Source organism: Paenibacillus sp. MB22_1 (assembly GCF_047200555.1).
In the GTDB taxonomy this organism is placed as follows: domain Bacteria; phylum Bacillota; class Bacilli; order Paenibacillales; family Paenibacillaceae; genus Fontibacillus; species Fontibacillus phoenicis.
The window spans coordinates 535,573-551,507 of record NZ_JBLADV010000001.1 but is presented as its reverse complement, the minus strand read 5'-3'; the positions used below and the strand labels follow the sequence as shown (position 1 = coordinate 551,507).

The window sequence follows — 15,935 nt, the reverse complement described above, 5'->3', positions numbered from 1 at the left end:
CTAAGCAATCTGACCTAAGGATACCAGAAAAAAAAGGCCCCGTCATCCTTACAAACAGCGAAAAGGCCTGATTCTATGGGATTGGAAGCAGCTTATATCTAACCTCGATTCTTCCCTCTCGAACTCTCATTTGGACCTCGCCTTGGTTGTCGGTTCGATAGATTCGAATCTGTTGAGCGTTCAACCGATCAATGACCGTAGGATGCGGGTGGCCATACAGGTTTGAAGCGCCAACCGAGATAAGTGCCGCCTCCGGTTGCCAATATTCTAGCCAAGCTGCAGAGGTAGAGGTTTTGCTGCCGTGGTGGGCGACTTTCATGACATCGATCGAAGAGGGATTCGGCGTTGTCGTTCGCAAAGCGGTCAGCGTTTCAAGCCCAAGTACCTCCTTCTCCGCCGCCTCATCCATATCACCTGTAAATAAAAAGGAAGCTCCATTCATATCTAAACGAAAGACGATCGAGCGGTGATTTTGTTCTTTCACGAAGGGGATTGGGTTAAGCGCCTCCTCAGGCATCAAGGGATAAAGCACCTCCAAGCGGGTGGCGTCATCCGGTTGCAGCTTCATGCCGCGGCTTGCCGCGTACACCGGAATACGCTGGGTCAGCGCCGTTTCCATCAAGCTCGTCATCGTCTTGGACTCGGCCAGGCTGCCATTGATCAACAGCGCCTCCACGGGAATGGAATCAAGCACCGCCTGCAGTCCGCCGATATGATCCTGGTCCCCGTGCGTTAAAATAACCGCATCCAAGCGGTGGATCCCGCGCTTCTTGAGCAGCGGAACCACCGTTTTGGCCCCGACCTCGAAAGGTTCACGCCGCTCCCGCCACGCATCCTTCGCTTTGCGAAACGATACCGTCCCGCCGCCGTCCACCAAAATATGCTTGCCAGATGGCGTTGTGATCAGGGCACAATCACCTTGGCCGACATCGATGAACTCGATATAGCCGGTCCCTTGGCTGTATGCCGGTTGATATCCAGTGATCAGCAGCAGCCCTAGGCCCATGGCTACGCCCAAACGCAGAAGATCCATTCGTTTCGTCCATACCCATCGGCTAAGCGCGTCTGCGATCGGCCCCAATCCGTGACCCTGTTGGGCCCAGGCGGTTCTAACAGCTGTCAATCTCCCAAGAAACCCTAGCCGAGCCCGGAATCCAGGCACGTCCTGAGGCCACTCACTCCAGCTGAGATGAGCGAAAGCTGCCTCTCGTTTAGCTGGATTCAGAGGAACGGTTTCGTCATCCTGCCCACTGACAGCTAAGGCCTCGGCGGCAAAGCGCTCACGGCGTTGTCCCCAATACACCAGCAGATAGCACCCGGCATAAAAAGCCGCGATCCAAAGCAGCGATGGCGATTTCCAATAGGTCATAAAGCCGCTGCGCGCACTTAGCCAGTTTGTTGCTGCAAACGTTGCCTCGTTCAGCCAACGTACCGGCAGAGCTGCCCATGAGCCCAGCTTGATCGACAACAAACTTAACAGCAACGCCCCTGTTCCTAGGGGAAGCGCTAAGGTACCAATCAACGGAACCAGCAGCAAATTGGCCGGAATCGATAGGAAAGAGAACTGATTAAAATAGAAAATGGTCAGCGGAAAAGATACCAGCTGCGCCGCCAACGTGATCGCCACCGCATTCCCGATCTTACCAGGCAGCCATCTCAGGTACGGAGTTAAGCGCGGGACGAACACGATCAGCCCCGCCGTCACAGCGAACGAGAGCTGAAAGCTCACGTTCAGCAAATAATACGGCTCCCAGATCAACATCAGCATCGCAACGGCGGCCAATACATTCAGGCTGTCTTTTAGCAGCCCGCGCCTTAGCAAATACAGCCCCAGCATCGTCATCAGCCCGGACCGGATGACCGATGGGGAGAAACCGGTAAGCAGCATGTATCCCGGAACGAACATCATTGCAACCGTGATTGCCGTCTCCCGCGTCACCCGGCACAGGCGAAGTAATCCGAACACAAGCGCCACGTTAATCGCGACATGGCTGCCGGAGATGGCCAGGATATGCGTAAGTCCCAGCTGTGTAAACTCCGCATATTTGTCCGGCTCCAGCTCATCCTGCAGCCCAATCAGCAGCCCCTTCATATAACCGGCTTGCCAGCCCGGAAACAACCCCTCAATACGCTCACCAAGACGTTCGCGCAGCGCATCGATATATCCCAAGGCTGCGGCGACGCCTCGGGTCGGCTGTCCCGCCTTCAGGGACGATACACCCGATGCTTTGACCAGCCAATGGATCCGCTGCAAATGTAAATACCGGCGGTAATCAAACGCGCCAAAATTGCGGGCAGGCTGCGGTGACTCCAACGTTCCGTTTAGCGTAATCCGAAGCCCGCGACGCCAGGTGGCCGCCGTACGCTGTTCGCTTTGCGACGCCAGCCGCAGCTGGACGGCTACCTTTTCTCCTCGGGGAATCTCCTGCATCACCGATGCTTTCCCCTCTGGAGACTTTAGCGATAGGCGGTCGGCCTTCAGCGTAAAATCAGCCCGATCCCCGTCAACCCTTAGCGTGGACACGATCGTTCCCTCCAGACGGACGGGTTGACCGTCAAGTGGCTGCGCCCCCTCCTTTATAGGGCGTGTACCCGTTCTCGCTTCTTTTTCTACATTCACACCAGCCACCATCGGCCCGATCCGGCTCACATTTCCCGCTTCGTTATACAGCCAATAGCCGCCTCCAAGCAAAAAAGCCAGCCCTGCCAAGGCGAGACTCCGCCACGACTGACGCCAAATGATGGCGATAGCCGTACATACCAACGATAATCCCAGCCCAAACAGCCAAAAACGCCAGCCGGCATAAGCTGCCGCCAAGCCGCTGCCAGCCATCCAACCGCAGGCGATCGCGATTAACGGCCTCCGGTTCATGGACATCCCCCCCTGGTCGACCTAAACAAAAACACCCCACCCGCCCTAAGGCGAATGGGGTGCTTCCGCATTCGATGATGAATCGTAAGATTTCAGTTATTCTTCCACGTGCGCAATCGTTTCCTGCGGCGGTTGATAGCCTTCCAGACGGCGGAAGGTGATGCCTTTTTGCGCCATCATGGCCGTCACTTTGCCGGTATCCTTCGGATAGGGCCGATGGAACACGATCTCCGTAATGCCGCTGTTGGCCAGCATATTGGCACAAGTCCAGCATGGCTCGTCCGTGACGTAAACACTGGAACCTTCCCGGTCGATCCGGTCGGTGAACAACAGCAGATTCTGCTCGGCATGAATGGTGCGGACGCAGCGCTGCTTCTTCACCATTTTCTCCTGTCCGTCCTCCACCACCAGCTCGTATTCTTTCGCAATCATACAGCCGGCCTCCGAGCAGTCCGGAACGCCGGAAGGGGCTCCGTTATATGCCGTACCCAGCAACTTCTTGCCCTGAACGAGCACAGCGCCGACATGACGTCGGTTACACCGCGACCGCGTCGATACCATATAAGCGATATCCATAAAATACGTATCCCAATCTTTGCGTTTGTCCGGATTCATATTCCATCATCACCCTCGCAAGTCATCTTTCGATCACAAGCCTTACAGCCCGATATAAGGCTTCATTTTCTCCAGCATTTTGTCTCCGATGCCTTTCACCTGAGTCAACTCTTCAATGGAGGTAAAAGGGCCGTGCGCATTCCGGTAATCAAGGATAGCTTGGGCTTTCTTCTCGCCGATCCCGGGGATTTCCTGCAGCTCGGCCAATCCGGCGCGATTAATGCTGATCTTTCCCGTATCCGTTGATTTCCCGGCTTCTTCCTTAAAGGCTGCGACTCCGCTGTTCGATTCGGCCCCGGCACTAGGCCCTGCGTTCTGACCTGCTGCATCCGCGTTCGTTACCGTCTCTCCTGAACCGCCGCCTGGCTCTGTTTTCCCGGCTGCGCCGTTCCCAGTCACCTCTTCGCCAGGCTTGTCCACCGCTGACGCAGTTTCTGCGGGCTTAGAGGCCTTATCGCCGCCTGGATCCGCAGCCGAGCCTTCTGTGGCCAGTGCGGCCTTAACCTCGGCATTGATCGGCGTCCAGCCTTCGATGCCTGCAGGTGGGCGGCTGCCCGTAGCCAGCAGCATCAATCCGGCGCCAATCGCAGCCGAAACGATGGCCGTCAATACGAGTTCCCTCCGCATATCGTAACTCCACTCCTCTTTCAACATCTTAAAAGAATCTGCCAATAGTCATGAAGATCCAATCAAGCTGCATACAATCTATACAAGTGAAGTAGAAACGGCAAAAGTAGGATCGCAATAACGTAAGACTAACCGCCTCAATACCACAACAAGTGAACGAGTGCAATCACTTTAACGTTTTACCAATACAGTGCGCGAAGCACGGAAAGGGGAAGCCGGATGAAAGTCGCCTTCATCGGAACCGGAGCCATGGGAAGCCTGCTCATTGACGCGTTTTTGCGTTCCGGCGCGCTGCTCCCGCAAAATATTTGTGCCAGCAACCGCTCTCCCTCGAAAGCGAAACGGCTGGCCCAGCGCCATCCCGGACTGCGGGCGTACAGCAGCAATGCCGAAGCCGCCCAGGGAAGCAAAATCGTCTTCTTGTGCATCAAACCCCTGGATTACCCCGATGTCATCGCGGAAATCCGGGACGTGCTCGATGAGAAACAGATCGTCGTGTCGATCACGAGCCCCGTTCAAATTGAAACCTTAGAAGCTGCCATTCCCTCAAAAATCGCCAAAATCATTCCCAGCATCACGCATTCCGTTCACAGCGGCGCTTCGCTCTGCATCTACGGCGGGCGGATTCGCCCCGAAGACCGTCTGCTCCTGGAGCAGCTGATGTCCTCAATCAGTACGCCAATCACTCTCAAAGAGAGCGAAACTCGAATCGCTTCCGATTTATCCAGCTGCGGGCCGGCTTTCGTTGCTCATATGCTGCAGCTTTGGGCCGAGTCTGCCGCTGAATTAACCGGAATCGGTTATGCGGAGGCGATTGCGCTCGGCTCGGAAATGCTGCTAGGCACCGGCAAGCTGCTGACCGAAGGCGGCCTGAACCCCGAGCAACTGATCGAACGGGTTGCGGTCCCCGGAGGAGTGACCGCTGAAGGCATCGCTGTGCTGGATTCCAGCCTGCGCGAAGTTTTTGCCCGCCTGATCAATACGACTCATCGCAAATACGACGACGATATCAACAAGCTGCATGCGCTGTTTCATCCGGCCATTCCGGATGCCCTGCCGTCGTCTTCGGATCATGCTCCGTCATGTCCGGAAAGGGAAGCCCCCTTTGCCGGCGTCAAACCGCCGGACGGATCGGGGGCCGCCTCCATTTCCTGAACAAACCTACGCCCTCACGAAGGGAAGCGGCTTATCCGACGACGATATTCACCAGCTTGCCTGGCACCGCAATCACTTTGCGAATCGTCTTCCCAGCCACAGCCTGCTGAACGTTCGGCAGGCTTAAGCTATGTTCTTGCATAGCTGCTTGATCCAGGTCTTTGGAAATTTTCGTGCGTTCTACGATTTTTCCGTTCACTTGCACGACGATTTCAACTTCGGATTCTACTGTCCAAGCCTCATCGTACGTTGGCCATGGTTCATACGTAATCGTATCGGTATGGCCAAGGCGTTCCCACAGCTCTTCCGCCAAATGCGGTGCCAGCGGGGACAGCATCTGCACGAAGTTTTCCGCTGCCGCTTTCGGCACAGCATCCGTTTTGTAAGCCTCGTTAACGAAAATCATCAACTGGCTGATCGCGGTGTTAAAGCGCAGGTTTTCAAAATCCTCCGTCACTTTCTTAATCGTCTTGTGCCAAGTGCGTTTAAATTCGTCGCTGCCGCCGTCCGCTGTAATTTTCGGATTCAGGCTGCCATCTTCAGCAATGAACAGACGCCATACGCGGGACAGGAAGCGGTGAATGCCCTCCACGCCGCTTTCATTCCATGGCTTCGTTGCTTCCAACGGTCCCATGAACATTTCATAAACGCGCAACGTATCCGCCCCGTATTGGTTAACGATTTCGTCCGGATTGATAACGTTGCCGCGGGATTTACTCATCTTCTCATTGTTGGTGCCAAGGATCATCCCTTGGTTTACCAGTTTTTGGAACGGCTCTTTGGTCGTAACCACTCCGAGATCATACAGCACCTTATGCCAGAAGCGGGCGTAGAGCAGGTGAAGCACTGCATGCTCAGCCCCACCGATGTACAGGTCAACCGGCAGCCATTCCTGCTGCTTCTCCTTCGAGCACAGCTCCTTGTCGTTGTGCGGGTCGATATAACGCAGATAATACCAGCAGCTTCCGGCCCATTGCGGCATCGTATTCGTTTCGCGGCGAGCTGGCAGCCCCGTTTCCGGATCTACCGTGTTCACCCATTCGGTCACGTTCGCCAGCGGCGATTCCCCGGTACCCGACGGTTTGATGGCATCCACATCCGGCAGAACCAGCGGCAGCTGATCTTCCGGTACCGGCTTCATCGTGCCGTCTTCCAGATGCAGAATCGGGATCGGCTCACCCCAATACCGCTGACGGCTGAACAGCCAGTCGCGCAGGCGGTAAGTCACTTTGCCGCGGCCTTTGCCGTTTTCCTCCAGCCAGGAGATCATTTTCTTGATTGCTTCCTCTTTGCCCAGACCGTTCAGGAAGCCGGAGTTCACATGGGCTCCGTCGCCCGTGTAAGCCTCTTTCGACAGATCGCCGCCTTCGACCACCTCGATGATCGGCAGATCATACTGTTTGGCGAATTCATAGTCGCGCTCATCATGCCCCGGTACGGCCATGATCGCACCGGTTCCGTAACCCGCCAGCACGTAGTCGGCAATCCAGATCGGCAGCTTCTCGCCATTGACCGGATTGATCGCGTATGCACCGGTGAACACCCCGGTTTTCTCCTTAGCAAGGTCGGTACGTTCCAGATCGCTCTTCCGCGCAGCTTGGTCTTGGTAAGCTTCAACCGCTTCGCGTTGAGCATCGGTCGTGATTTTCTTGACCAGTTCATGTTCTGGCGCAAGCACGGCATAAGTAGCCCCAAACAGCGTATCCGGGCGTGTGGTAAAGACCGTCAGAGATGCGTCATGTCCATCAATCTCGAAGACGACCTCGGCGCCTTCGGATTTCCCAATCCAGTTGCGCTGCATATCCTTGATGCTTTCCGACCAGTCCAGCTCCTCCAGGTCTTCCAGCAGTCGTTCGGCATATTCGGTAATTTTCAGCACCCATTGGCGCATCGGCTTGCGGATGACCGGATGGCCGCCGCGTTCGCTCTTGCCATCAATGACCTCTTCGTTCGCCAGCACCGTTCCCAATGCCGGGCACCAGTTCACCGGAACTTCGGCCACATAGGCCAGACCTTTTTTATACAGCTGGATAAAAATCCACTGCGTCCATTTATAATAATTCGGATCCGTCGTACTGATCTCGCGGTCCCAATCGTAGGAGAAGCCCAGTGACTTGATTTGGCGCCGGAAATTGTTGATGTTCTTCACCGTGATATCACGCGGATGTTCGCCCGTATCGAGCGCATGCTGCTCCGCCGGCAGCCCGAAAGCATCCCAGCCCATCGGATGCAGAACGTTATATCCGCGCATCCGTTTAAAGCGGGAGACGATATCCGTGGCCGTATAGCCTTCCGGATGGCCTACATGGAGGCCTGCTCCCGATGGATAAGGGAACATGTCAAGGGCATAAAACTTCGGTTTCCCCGACTCTTCCCGTGTTTTGAAAGTGTGATGCTCATCCCAGTAGGCCTGCCATTTCGGTTCGATGGCCTGGGGACGGTAAACGTCATGGGGCACGTTATAGTCCGCCATAATTCAAAATCCTCCTTGAAACAACAATTTGATATGCGGGATCAAAGTCAATAACCGACTGATTGAACTCCCTAAAATTAAAAACCTCCCGACCCGTAGCGTTATGATCGCTAGGGACGAGAGGAGATTTCCCGTGGTACCACCCTAGTTAGCGTCGGACATGCTTTGTCCTAGCTCCCTTTGCACCCTTAACGCGGGCAAGACGATGATGATTTGCGCATCATAACTCCAAGGCGAGTTCATCTGCATTCCCCAACCGGCTTGCACCAAACGCCGGCTCTCTGGATGGCGGAATCCAAATTACTATTCCTCTTCAAAGTTCCACACTATAGAATTGGATTATCAATTATTATATAAAATAATACCACATATCGTCAACGTTGGTTCCTATTCCTTGCGTTCAAAATTTTTTCATCCGTTACCCCCTTTACAGTTTCGTCTAAAAGTGTATAATGTATTAATGTTTCCCCCAAATTATTAATATTGCTGACGAGACGTGGCTCAGCTTGGTAGAGCGCTTGCTTCGGGAGCAAGAGGTCGCAGGTTCAAATCCTGTCGTCTCGATTCTTATGACACCAATATCGCGGTCTTATGGCCGCGATTTTTTTATTGCGTTTTTAAGGCTGAAAGATCATTAACCAACCTCATGCACAACCCCTGAACGGTGAAGTTACTAATACTGACCCCGTCCTTGCTTTCTAATACGATCCTAAGGAGCTTCCCCGCATTTATCTTCTGCCATGGAGTAGCAAATGACGTATTCCTATGCTCATGAATGCAGTCTTCGTGCATTTTTTTCTCATCTTCATTAAAGATGCTCTTAAGAACTTCCGGATGATCCACTTCAAAGCAAGCCACAATCCGATCAAATTTAACCTGAGCGTCGTTTCTAAGTTCCTCAAAGTTCGAAACGGGGATCTTCTTGGCTGAGTAGGTTTGAATAAGGAAATTCTCAACTTCTTGAAGAGAAGACTTCGTTGATTTATTTGGGGGGAGTTTGTTCATAGAGATCGGCTCCTAAACTCAATTTAAAAAAATGAATGCTCTTCAACGCGGTTCCAAGTATACTAATGTTAAAGGGTAACCCATAGGGAGGGATTACAGTGAATATGTGGGAGAAACAAGAGAAAGAAAAGTTTAAAGAGTATCAACGTAAGCCTTTCATCAATTTTGCGGATTCGATGAATCGTGCTGAAATCGGAGATTGGGACGCTTTAGCAAAAGGCGGCTTTTGGACCACTCTCGTCATCATCGTAGGACTCCTTCTTTTCTTCTCCTTTAGATTCTAACAGGCCAAAAACTGCTAGTACACTCCTTTTTTACTGTATAAAAACAATCCTTGAAACAATTTCCGATACTTAACGTATTGTTTTTTAAGGAGTTGGTTAGTAATGGGAGTCTTTTTATTTTTATTTGTCCTTCTTGCTTTACTAAATATCTTTTTCCCGCGAATCTCTTGGTATATGAGCTATGGCTGGAAGAGGGCTCTGATCCACTAAAAGCCTTTGATTTTCATCAATCTCATCCAGCAACCCTTCTTTTTCATACTAGCGGATGTAGAGTCCGCCCCAGCGGGTTCACGGTTGCTTGGTGCCGGCGACGAAGGCATTCAGCTTCGCGAAATCGCTGCTGTCATCGGGCGGCAATTAAACGTGCCTGTGGTCAGCATCACACCGGAAGAGGCTGATGCCCATTTCGGTTTTCTTGGTGCCATCAGGACACTATTTTGCTTAAAAAAGCAGGGATGCCCCAGAAGCCTTTAACGGCTCTTGGGACATCCCCTTTCTACCTGTTCGTTAGAAAATCGTAGGCACCATACCCACGTTACGATATTTTAAGCTCCGCTTTCGTCTGGAAACGACCCCGCTCCTTAATCGGAAGCGGTAATCCCAGCTTCTGCAGCTCAGCGTATATCCAATCCGCGTGGTACTCATAGACGGTTTCGATCTTGTACTGCTGCTCTTCACTACGGTTTCCTACCTCTGCTGAGTCGCTCCGTTCATGATCGGCCTCGACCAGCAACAGTCGATGCTCGGCAAGCAGCTGCTGCAAAATCACCAAATGCTCATAGATATGGCGATAGGATTCAATTTCTTTGCCGATGTGCTCCATCGATTCGCTGAGATCTCGAGTCAGATGGAATTCCTCTTTGCAAAGCTGATAATATTTCTCCAGGCAACCTAGCTCCGCACGAAAACTCTCCAAATCGACGACTTCCCGGCACGTCGTGATCTGCCCGAATAAATCGGCCATCCGCTTAGCGACGGCTTTCCGCGCCTTTTCCAAATCGGCCTCATGTTTAGGGGGGAAGACGACCAAATTGACGATCACAGCAACAGCAATACCAACCAATGTGTCTGTGATCCGGTTAATCCCATAAAAAATCGGACTTTCACCCGGCTGAAGATTCAACATGATAGCTAAAAAAACGATACACCCGATGGATATTGACTTATTCCATTTCAGCAAATTGCAGACATAGATTACGACGATGACGCCTAACGCGCAATACACCGCGTTCCCAGGCTCAATCATGGCGAAACCTGCACCCACGATCGCCCCAACAAACGTCCCCATCGTCCGATGTTTCCCGGCCGTAAATGAGTTGGTGACCGAATTTTCCATGGAAATGATCGTTGCGATCGCGGCGTAAAAAGGATACTCCAAGCGCAATAACGCTGCAACGATCACACACAAACAGATGGCTAGCCCTGTCTTGAGATTGCGTAAACCAATCGTCCATTTCAATCTCATCACTCCCCAATCAAGCTCCGACCGTATTATAGAGGATGTTTTTAATTCGCTTCAATTTAATTAAACATCACAAAACGGCTATTTTTGCGATAAATCGTGACATTTTCATGAAAATTTCTTGGAAACGGCTTAAAGCAGGCAGCTTAACACCAATCCAATTCAACGGTTGTAATTATCTGGATCCCCGTGTATAGTAAACATGACAATTCTAAATCGATCGACACTAGGGGAGCCGCAAGGCTGAGATGAATCGAAAGATTCGGACCCTTTGAACCTGAACGGGTTAAGACCTGCGTAGGGAAGTGGAGAGTAAAGCATACATGAACCGGAAAATAGGTCTATTTAGGCTTATACATTCTGTTGCTGAACTTAGCCCCCTCCTTACGGAGGGGGCTTTTTTGCATTGGATTTCTAACCTGAGAGGGGATGAATATGACGAGCCAAAAATTAACGCTAACCGCACCCGAACTGCATCTGATCTCCATCTCTCCCATCCACGTATCCGAACTGCTCAGGGTATCCCTCAAGGCCCTTCCCTACTTGGATTACATTCATGTGCGGGATAAGCAGCTCACCGCGAAAGGTCAGCTGGAGATCATTCAACAAATGTTCGAATCAGGCATTCCGCTGAACAAAATTGTCGTGAACGATCGGCTGGACGTGGCCTTGGCCGCGCGGGCAGTGAATGTCCACTTAGCCGGCCATAGTCTTCCGGTGGACTCCGCTCGTCCGTTAGCCAGCGGGATGCGCTTGGGCAGGTCGGTTCATTCGGTGGAAGAAACGGTGCAGGCCGCCGTAGATGGAGCGGATTATTGCCTGTTCGGACATGTGTACGATACCTCCAGCAAACCCGGACTTCCCGGCAGAGGGCTGGCGGCATTAACTGCTACGGCGAAGGCTTGCCCGGTTCCGATGATCGCCATTGGAGGCATCCGACCGGATCAAGCGGGAGAGATCATCCGCTGCGGCGCTCAAGGGATTGCCGTCATGACAAGGTTGTTTCATGCACCGGACCCGGCAGAAGAAGCCCAAGCTTACCGCAAGGCGATGCAAGCAGCTTGGCTGGAAAGGAGGTGAACCACGTGCAGGTTCGTCTGAATGGGAAGGAGACGACGTTAAACGAAAGCTGTGTCACACTGGCCGATTTATTAGCGGACCCCCCATGGAGGGACCGGAAGCTGTTGGTTGAACTAAACGGTACGGTTGTGCGAAAGGAAGACTATGCCGTTATCCAGTTATCTGATGGAGATCGCATTGAGCTAGTCCATTTTGTAGGGGGAGGCTGATCAGCATGCAGGACTTATTCCATATTGGCGGCAAGGCTTTGTCCAGCCGTTTATTTATCGGTACCGGCAAATATAACCGCAACACCTTAATTCCCGAAGTGATCGAGCGTTCAGGAGCAGAGGTCATCACCGTCGCTTTAAGAAGAGTGAATCCCGATTGGGAAGAGGAAAATCTGCTGCATCATATCCCTTCGCATATGACGCTGCTGCCGAACACCTCCGGCGCCCGTAACGCGGAAGAGGCGATCCGCATCGCCAGATTGGCTAGGGCGGCGGATATGGGCAATTGGATCAAACTGGAGGTCATCCAGGATCAACGTTATTTGCTGCCAGACAACGTGGAAACCATTAAAGCAACCGAGATATTGGCCGCGGAAGGGTTCGTTGTCCTTCCTTATATGAGCCCGGATTTGTCGGCTGCTCTCCGGCTAAGGGATGCAGGAGCCGCTGCCGTCATGCCGCTCGGTTCACCGATTGGCAGTAACCGCGGTCTGCGGACGAAGGAACTGATTCAGATCCTGATCGAGGAAGCAGGCCTGCCGGTGATCGTTGACGCCGGCATCGGTAAGCCGTCTGAGGCGGCAGAAGCGATGGAAATGGGAGCGGCGGCGGTCCTCTTGAACACAGCGATTGCGACCGCCCGCGATCCGCTGGGGATGGCCGAAGCGTTCCGCGCAGCCGTAGTGGCCGGCAGACTAGCTCATTTGGCCGGACTAGGGCCGGTGGAGCAAAACGCCGTGGCCTCCTCCCCGCTGACCGGGTTTCTGGATGAAGTGGGGGCCTAAGTGATGAGCTTTTATGACAAAATCCAATCCTGGGAAGGCTTCCCCTTTCCACAGCGGCTGCAAGGTTACAGCGATGCAGATGTACGGCGGGCGCTTAGCAAGCCTAAGCTTGATGGGGAGGATCTGTTAGCCTTGCTGTCACCGGCGGCCGATAGACATTTGGAGGAGATGGCCCAACGGGCTCAGCGGATCACCCAAAGCCAGTTCGGAAACGTGATCCAGTTGTTTACCCCGATGTATGTGTCCGATTATTGCGTAAACCACTGTGAGTATTGCAGCTTTAGCTCGATCTATGACTTTCCGCGAAAAAAATTAGATATGCAAGAGGTCGAACGGGAAGCCGCGGCGATTGCCGCTACCGGCATCCGTCATATCCTGCTGTTAACCGGTGAATCCCGCAAAGATTCCCCGGTCGAATACTTAAAGGATTGCGTGAAGGTGCTGCGCAAGTATTTTTCCTCCATAGGCATTGAGGTCAACCCGCTGTCCGTCTCCGAATATCAGGAGTTAGGCGCGGTAGGTGTAGACAGCCTGACGGTATTTCAAGAGGTCTACCACCGGGAAACGTATACCAAGCTCCATCTGAAAGGACCCAAGCGCAATTATCGAAATCGGCTGGATGCCCCTGAGCGCGGCTGTGCTGCAGGCTATCGGTCCGTTAATATCGGTGCATTACTTGGCTTGTACGATTGGAGACAGGAAGCCTTTTTTGCAGCCATGCATGCGGATTATTTACAAACCAAGTATCCGGGGTGTGAGATCAGCTTGTCGATCCCGCGGTTCCGCCCTTTTCTCGGAGATTACGAACCGGATGCCCAGGTGACCGATCGGGCTTTGGTGCAGGTGACGCTCGCCTACCGTCTCTTTCTGCCGCGGGCCGGGATCACCTTATCCAGCCGGGAGCCTGCCCGATTACGCGACAGGCTGGTTCACCTTGGCGTTACCAAGATGTCGGCCGGCGTATCCACGGCAGTTGGGGGCCATTCCCAAGGCGGAGGCACCCCGCAGTTTCAAATATCCGATGAGCGTAGCGTAGCCGAAATCCGGGAAATGCTCTATCAAAACGGACTGCAGCCTGTGTTTAAAGACTGGGATATCTTAGTCCCAACTGAAAGCTAGGGCGAACATCAATCGAGCCGGACCTTCCCTGCATCCAGGGAAATGTCCGGCTCTTCTTCTCATCTATATCAGCGAAAAATCGACACGATCCATTCCGCCAGCGGTTTCCCCAGTATAAACCCGCAGGTGAATCGGTTCCGTGATATTTTCAGCAGCACATGGAAACAGGAAGCTTAACGAAGAGGCAACCGCCGGAACGCCAATAAAATAAGCAGCAGCATCCCAATATATCCAAACATGGGGTACAGGTATGTTAATAAGGAAGCAAAACCAGCCTGGCTAATCACAAAGCAAGCAACTAAGATGATCAGCATGGTCATGTTTTTGGGCACCTGATAGAGGCTTTGCAGCTGTCGCGTGACGCCAAAGACATTGCCGATCAGGGTCGTAAATATCTCGCCATAGAGCACTAACAGAAACAGCACATGCAGAAACGGGCCGAGGTCGCGGACGATGACCGCCATCGGAATCTCGTAACTAAGCATTTCAGGCATCCGGGAATTCAAAGCAATATGGTAAATCAACAGCATAGAGCCAAGCCCGATACCACCCCAGAAGCCGCCCCATTTTAATGTACTCTCCTCCTGAACCTCGCTCCCCAGCGGAATCAACACAGCCTGGATAAAAGCAAAGTTGAGGGCAGCATACACAAATGGGCTCAGCACCCACTTGTAACTTTCCAGTTGTTGCAGCTGGAAGCCGTTGATCCCGAACAGACCTTCCGGCTCAATCGCGCGGAACGCAATCAAGCTCGTAAATAGAAGAATCATCGGCACAACCAGCACATTCACAACCACGATACCGTTCATCCCCTTTATCATCACCAGATAGCTCAAGACGATACTCACGATGATCCCGAGTTGATAAGGCAGCTGAAGCTGCTCGGCAAAGATCGAACCGGTACCGGATAGCATTACGGCGGTAACCCCCAGCAGGATCAGCAGGGTCAGGAAGTTGGCAACCTTGCCGAACAGGCGGCCAAACAGATGATCATTAAATTCCTGGTAAGAAAATGCTTGTATTCGATGGGCATAGATCATCATTTTCGTCCCCAACCACATGAAGAGCAACGTCGAAATGATAATCCCTGCGGCGCCAACCGAGCCATAAAGGGTAAAAAATTGCATAATCGATTGTCCCGAAGCAAAACCGGCGCCGACCACCGTACCGATGTAGGTAACGGCAATTTGAAATATTTTGACCCATCGATCATTCATATTGCCACCTTCATTTCCATTTTTTGAATTCTCCCAATTTCATCCTATGTCCAAGCTCTTCCATCTATTCTTGAAACAAAAAAGAGGAATCTCCCGCCAAAATGCAGTACATTTAGGAGGGAATGTGATTTTAACGACACGGAGGGATCTAAAAGTGAAATCGTTCTATCAAAATTGGAAATTGGATCCCGAGCTTCCGATGGATATCTACCAGAGCACGAACATTACGTTTTATCCTCATTTCCATGCTGAAATCGAGTTTATTTATGTCCTCTCCGGCACCATCCGGATTGGGGTTAATGAAGAAATCCGCCTGCTTCGGCAAGGCGACATGGTTATCTGCGGCAGCAACGATATCCACTATTTTGACAGCCGAGAGTTGGAGTCGGAAATTATCATTCTGATCTGCAAACCGGAGTGGATCACGATGACAAAAAGCTGGCCGTCCGACTTTCGCTTCGCCTCACCTTATATTCCGGCAGGTACTCCGGGGCTCGAAACAGTGAAAACGATCCTGGACGAGCTAATTCGGGAAAAAGACGAAAAGAAACCTGGCTATCCCCTGCTGCTGAAAGCCGGCATCTTAAAGCTGTGCGGCAGTCTGCAAAGGGCGGTGGACACGCTGCCGATGGACCGTACCACCAAGGAGAAGTACGAGTCCCGCCGGGCGCGGATGCAGCAAATTTTGTCCTATATCGAGGACCATTACCGGGAGGAATTAAACGTGAAGGTGATGGCGAAACGTTTTTCCATGGAGCCCTCCCATTTCAGCCGTTCCTTCAAAGCCGCCATCGGCATGAATTTCAAAACTTATCTCAACACGGTTCGCGTCCTAAGCGCCGAACATCAGCTGCTGACCAGCGATCTCAGTATTATGGAAATCGCTCTGGAGTGCGGCTTCAGCAGCATTCGTACGTTTAACCGCGTGTTTAAGGAGCTGCGGGGCACTGTCCCTTCCAGCCTGCGCCCATCCCGATAGCTGAACGGGTACCTGCAGAGAATGGGAAAACGCATATTTTGTCCATACATACG

At 52.5% G+C, this 15,935-nt stretch carries 14 protein-coding genes, 1 tRNA gene, 1 riboswitch and 1 other annotated feature; of the genes, 8 read left to right on the top strand and 7 right to left on the bottom strand.

Translation table 11 applies throughout. The features are described from left to right. Window positions 1–73: 73 nt before the first annotated feature. The 3 genes from ACL02P_RS02415 to ACL02P_RS02405 all read right to left on the bottom strand — a co-directional run bounded on the left by ACL02P_RS02415 (window position 74) and on the right by ACL02P_RS02405 (window position 4,141). Window positions 74–2,872 (bottom strand): ComEC/Rec2 family competence protein, encoded by a 2,799-nt coding sequence (locus ACL02P_RS02415; RefSeq protein ID WP_412836771.1) that lies wholly within the window; start codon window positions 2,870–2,872, stop codon window positions 74–76. A 96-nt stretch (window positions 2,873–2,968) separates the two neighbouring features. Next, window positions 2,969–3,487 carry a deoxycytidylate deaminase gene (locus ACL02P_RS02410; RefSeq protein WP_412836770.1) on the bottom strand — a complete coding sequence of 173 codons (519 nt, stop codon included), beginning with the start codon at window positions 3,485–3,487 and terminating at the stop codon, window positions 2,969–2,971. A 42-nt stretch (window positions 3,488–3,529) separates the two neighbouring features. After that, window positions 3,530–4,141, bottom strand: coding sequence for a ComEA family DNA-binding protein (locus ACL02P_RS02405; RefSeq protein WP_412836769.1), 612 nt, complete (start codon window positions 4,139–4,141; stop codon window positions 3,530–3,532). 192 nt (window positions 4,142–4,333) lie between these two features. On the opposite strand from ACL02P_RS02405, the gene comER reads away from it, so the two are divergent. Continuing rightward, a complete protein-coding gene (gene comER, locus ACL02P_RS02400; RefSeq protein WP_412836768.1) occupies window positions 4,334–5,269 on the top strand; it encodes a late competence protein ComER in 936 nt (311 codons plus the stop codon). A 31-nt stretch (window positions 5,270–5,300) separates the two neighbouring features. On the opposite strand, the gene leuS is transcribed toward comER, so the two are convergent. Next, window positions 5,301–7,742, bottom strand: coding sequence for a leucine--tRNA ligase (gene leuS / locus ACL02P_RS02395; protein ID WP_412836767.1), 2,442 nt, complete (start codon window positions 7,740–7,742; stop codon window positions 5,301–5,303). Between the two features lie 109 nt (window positions 7,743–7,851). After that, window positions 7,852–8,068: a binding site (T-box leader), on the bottom strand. Window positions 8,069–8,232: 164 nt separating this feature from the next. On the opposite strand from leuS, the gene ACL02P_RS02390 reads away from it, so the two are divergent. Then, window positions 8,233–8,306 (top strand) — tRNA-Pro (locus tag ACL02P_RS02390). Window positions 8,307–8,348: 42 nt separating this feature from the next. Here the strand turns inward: ACL02P_RS02390 and ACL02P_RS02385 are convergent. Then, a complete protein-coding gene (locus ACL02P_RS02385) occupies window positions 8,349–8,747 on the bottom strand; it encodes a hypothetical protein (protein WP_412836766.1) in 399 nt (132 codons plus the stop codon). Window positions 8,748–8,845: 98 nt separating this feature from the next. Here ACL02P_RS02385 and ACL02P_RS02380 point away from each other — a divergent pair, with 98 nt between their 5' ends. Further along, window positions 8,846–9,031, top strand: coding sequence for a hypothetical protein (locus ACL02P_RS02380; RefSeq protein ID WP_009224153.1), 186 nt, complete (start codon window positions 8,846–8,848; stop codon window positions 9,029–9,031). A gap of 535 nt (window positions 9,032–9,566) precedes the next feature. Here ACL02P_RS02380 and ACL02P_RS02375 read toward each other — a convergent pair. After that, the gene (locus ACL02P_RS02375; protein WP_412836765.1) at window positions 9,567–10,496 is read right to left on the bottom strand and encodes an FUSC family protein; all 930 of its coding nucleotides are present in this window, start codon (window positions 10,494–10,496) and stop codon (window positions 9,567–9,569) included. Window positions 10,497–10,711: 215 nt separating this feature from the next. Continuing rightward, window positions 10,712–10,814, top strand: a riboswitch (TPP riboswitch). Window positions 10,815–10,928: 114 nt separating this feature from the next. Between ACL02P_RS02375 and ACL02P_RS02370 the strand changes: the two genes are divergently transcribed. Genes ACL02P_RS02370 through thiH form a run of 4 tightly spaced genes read left to right on the top strand, consistent with a single transcriptional unit; the run spans window position 10,929 to window position 13,686 of the window. Continuing rightward, complete coding sequence (locus ACL02P_RS02370) at window positions 10,929–11,573, top strand: thiamine phosphate synthase (protein ID WP_009224155.1); 645 nt, start codon at window positions 10,929–10,931, stop codon at window positions 11,571–11,573. Between the two features lie 5 nt (window positions 11,574–11,578). Then, a complete protein-coding gene (gene thiS / locus ACL02P_RS02365) occupies window positions 11,579–11,782 on the top strand; it encodes a sulfur carrier protein ThiS (RefSeq protein WP_412836764.1) in 204 nt (67 codons plus the stop codon). A gap of 5 nt (window positions 11,783–11,787) precedes the next feature. Continuing rightward, on the top strand, window positions 11,788–12,567 hold the full coding sequence (locus tag ACL02P_RS02360) for a thiazole synthase (protein WP_412836763.1): 780 nt from the start codon (window positions 11,788–11,790) through the stop codon (window positions 12,565–12,567). 3 nt (window positions 12,568–12,570) lie between these two features. Continuing rightward, window positions 12,571–13,686 (top strand): 2-iminoacetate synthase ThiH, encoded by a 1,116-nt coding sequence (gene thiH / locus ACL02P_RS02355; RefSeq protein ID WP_009224158.1) that lies wholly within the window; start codon window positions 12,571–12,573, stop codon window positions 13,684–13,686. Between the two features lie 173 nt (window positions 13,687–13,859). On the opposite strand, the gene ACL02P_RS02350 is transcribed toward thiH, so the two are convergent. Continuing rightward, on the bottom strand, window positions 13,860–14,903 hold the full coding sequence (locus ACL02P_RS02350; RefSeq protein ID WP_412836762.1) for a hypothetical protein: 1,044 nt from the start codon (window positions 14,901–14,903) through the stop codon (window positions 13,860–13,862). A gap of 154 nt (window positions 14,904–15,057) precedes the next feature. Here ACL02P_RS02350 and ACL02P_RS02345 point away from each other — a divergent pair, with 154 nt between their 5' ends. Next, entirely contained in the window at window positions 15,058–15,882 is an 825-nt protein-coding gene (locus tag ACL02P_RS02345) for an AraC family transcriptional regulator (protein WP_036644619.1), read from the top strand. Window positions 15,883–15,935 lie beyond the last annotated feature (53 nt).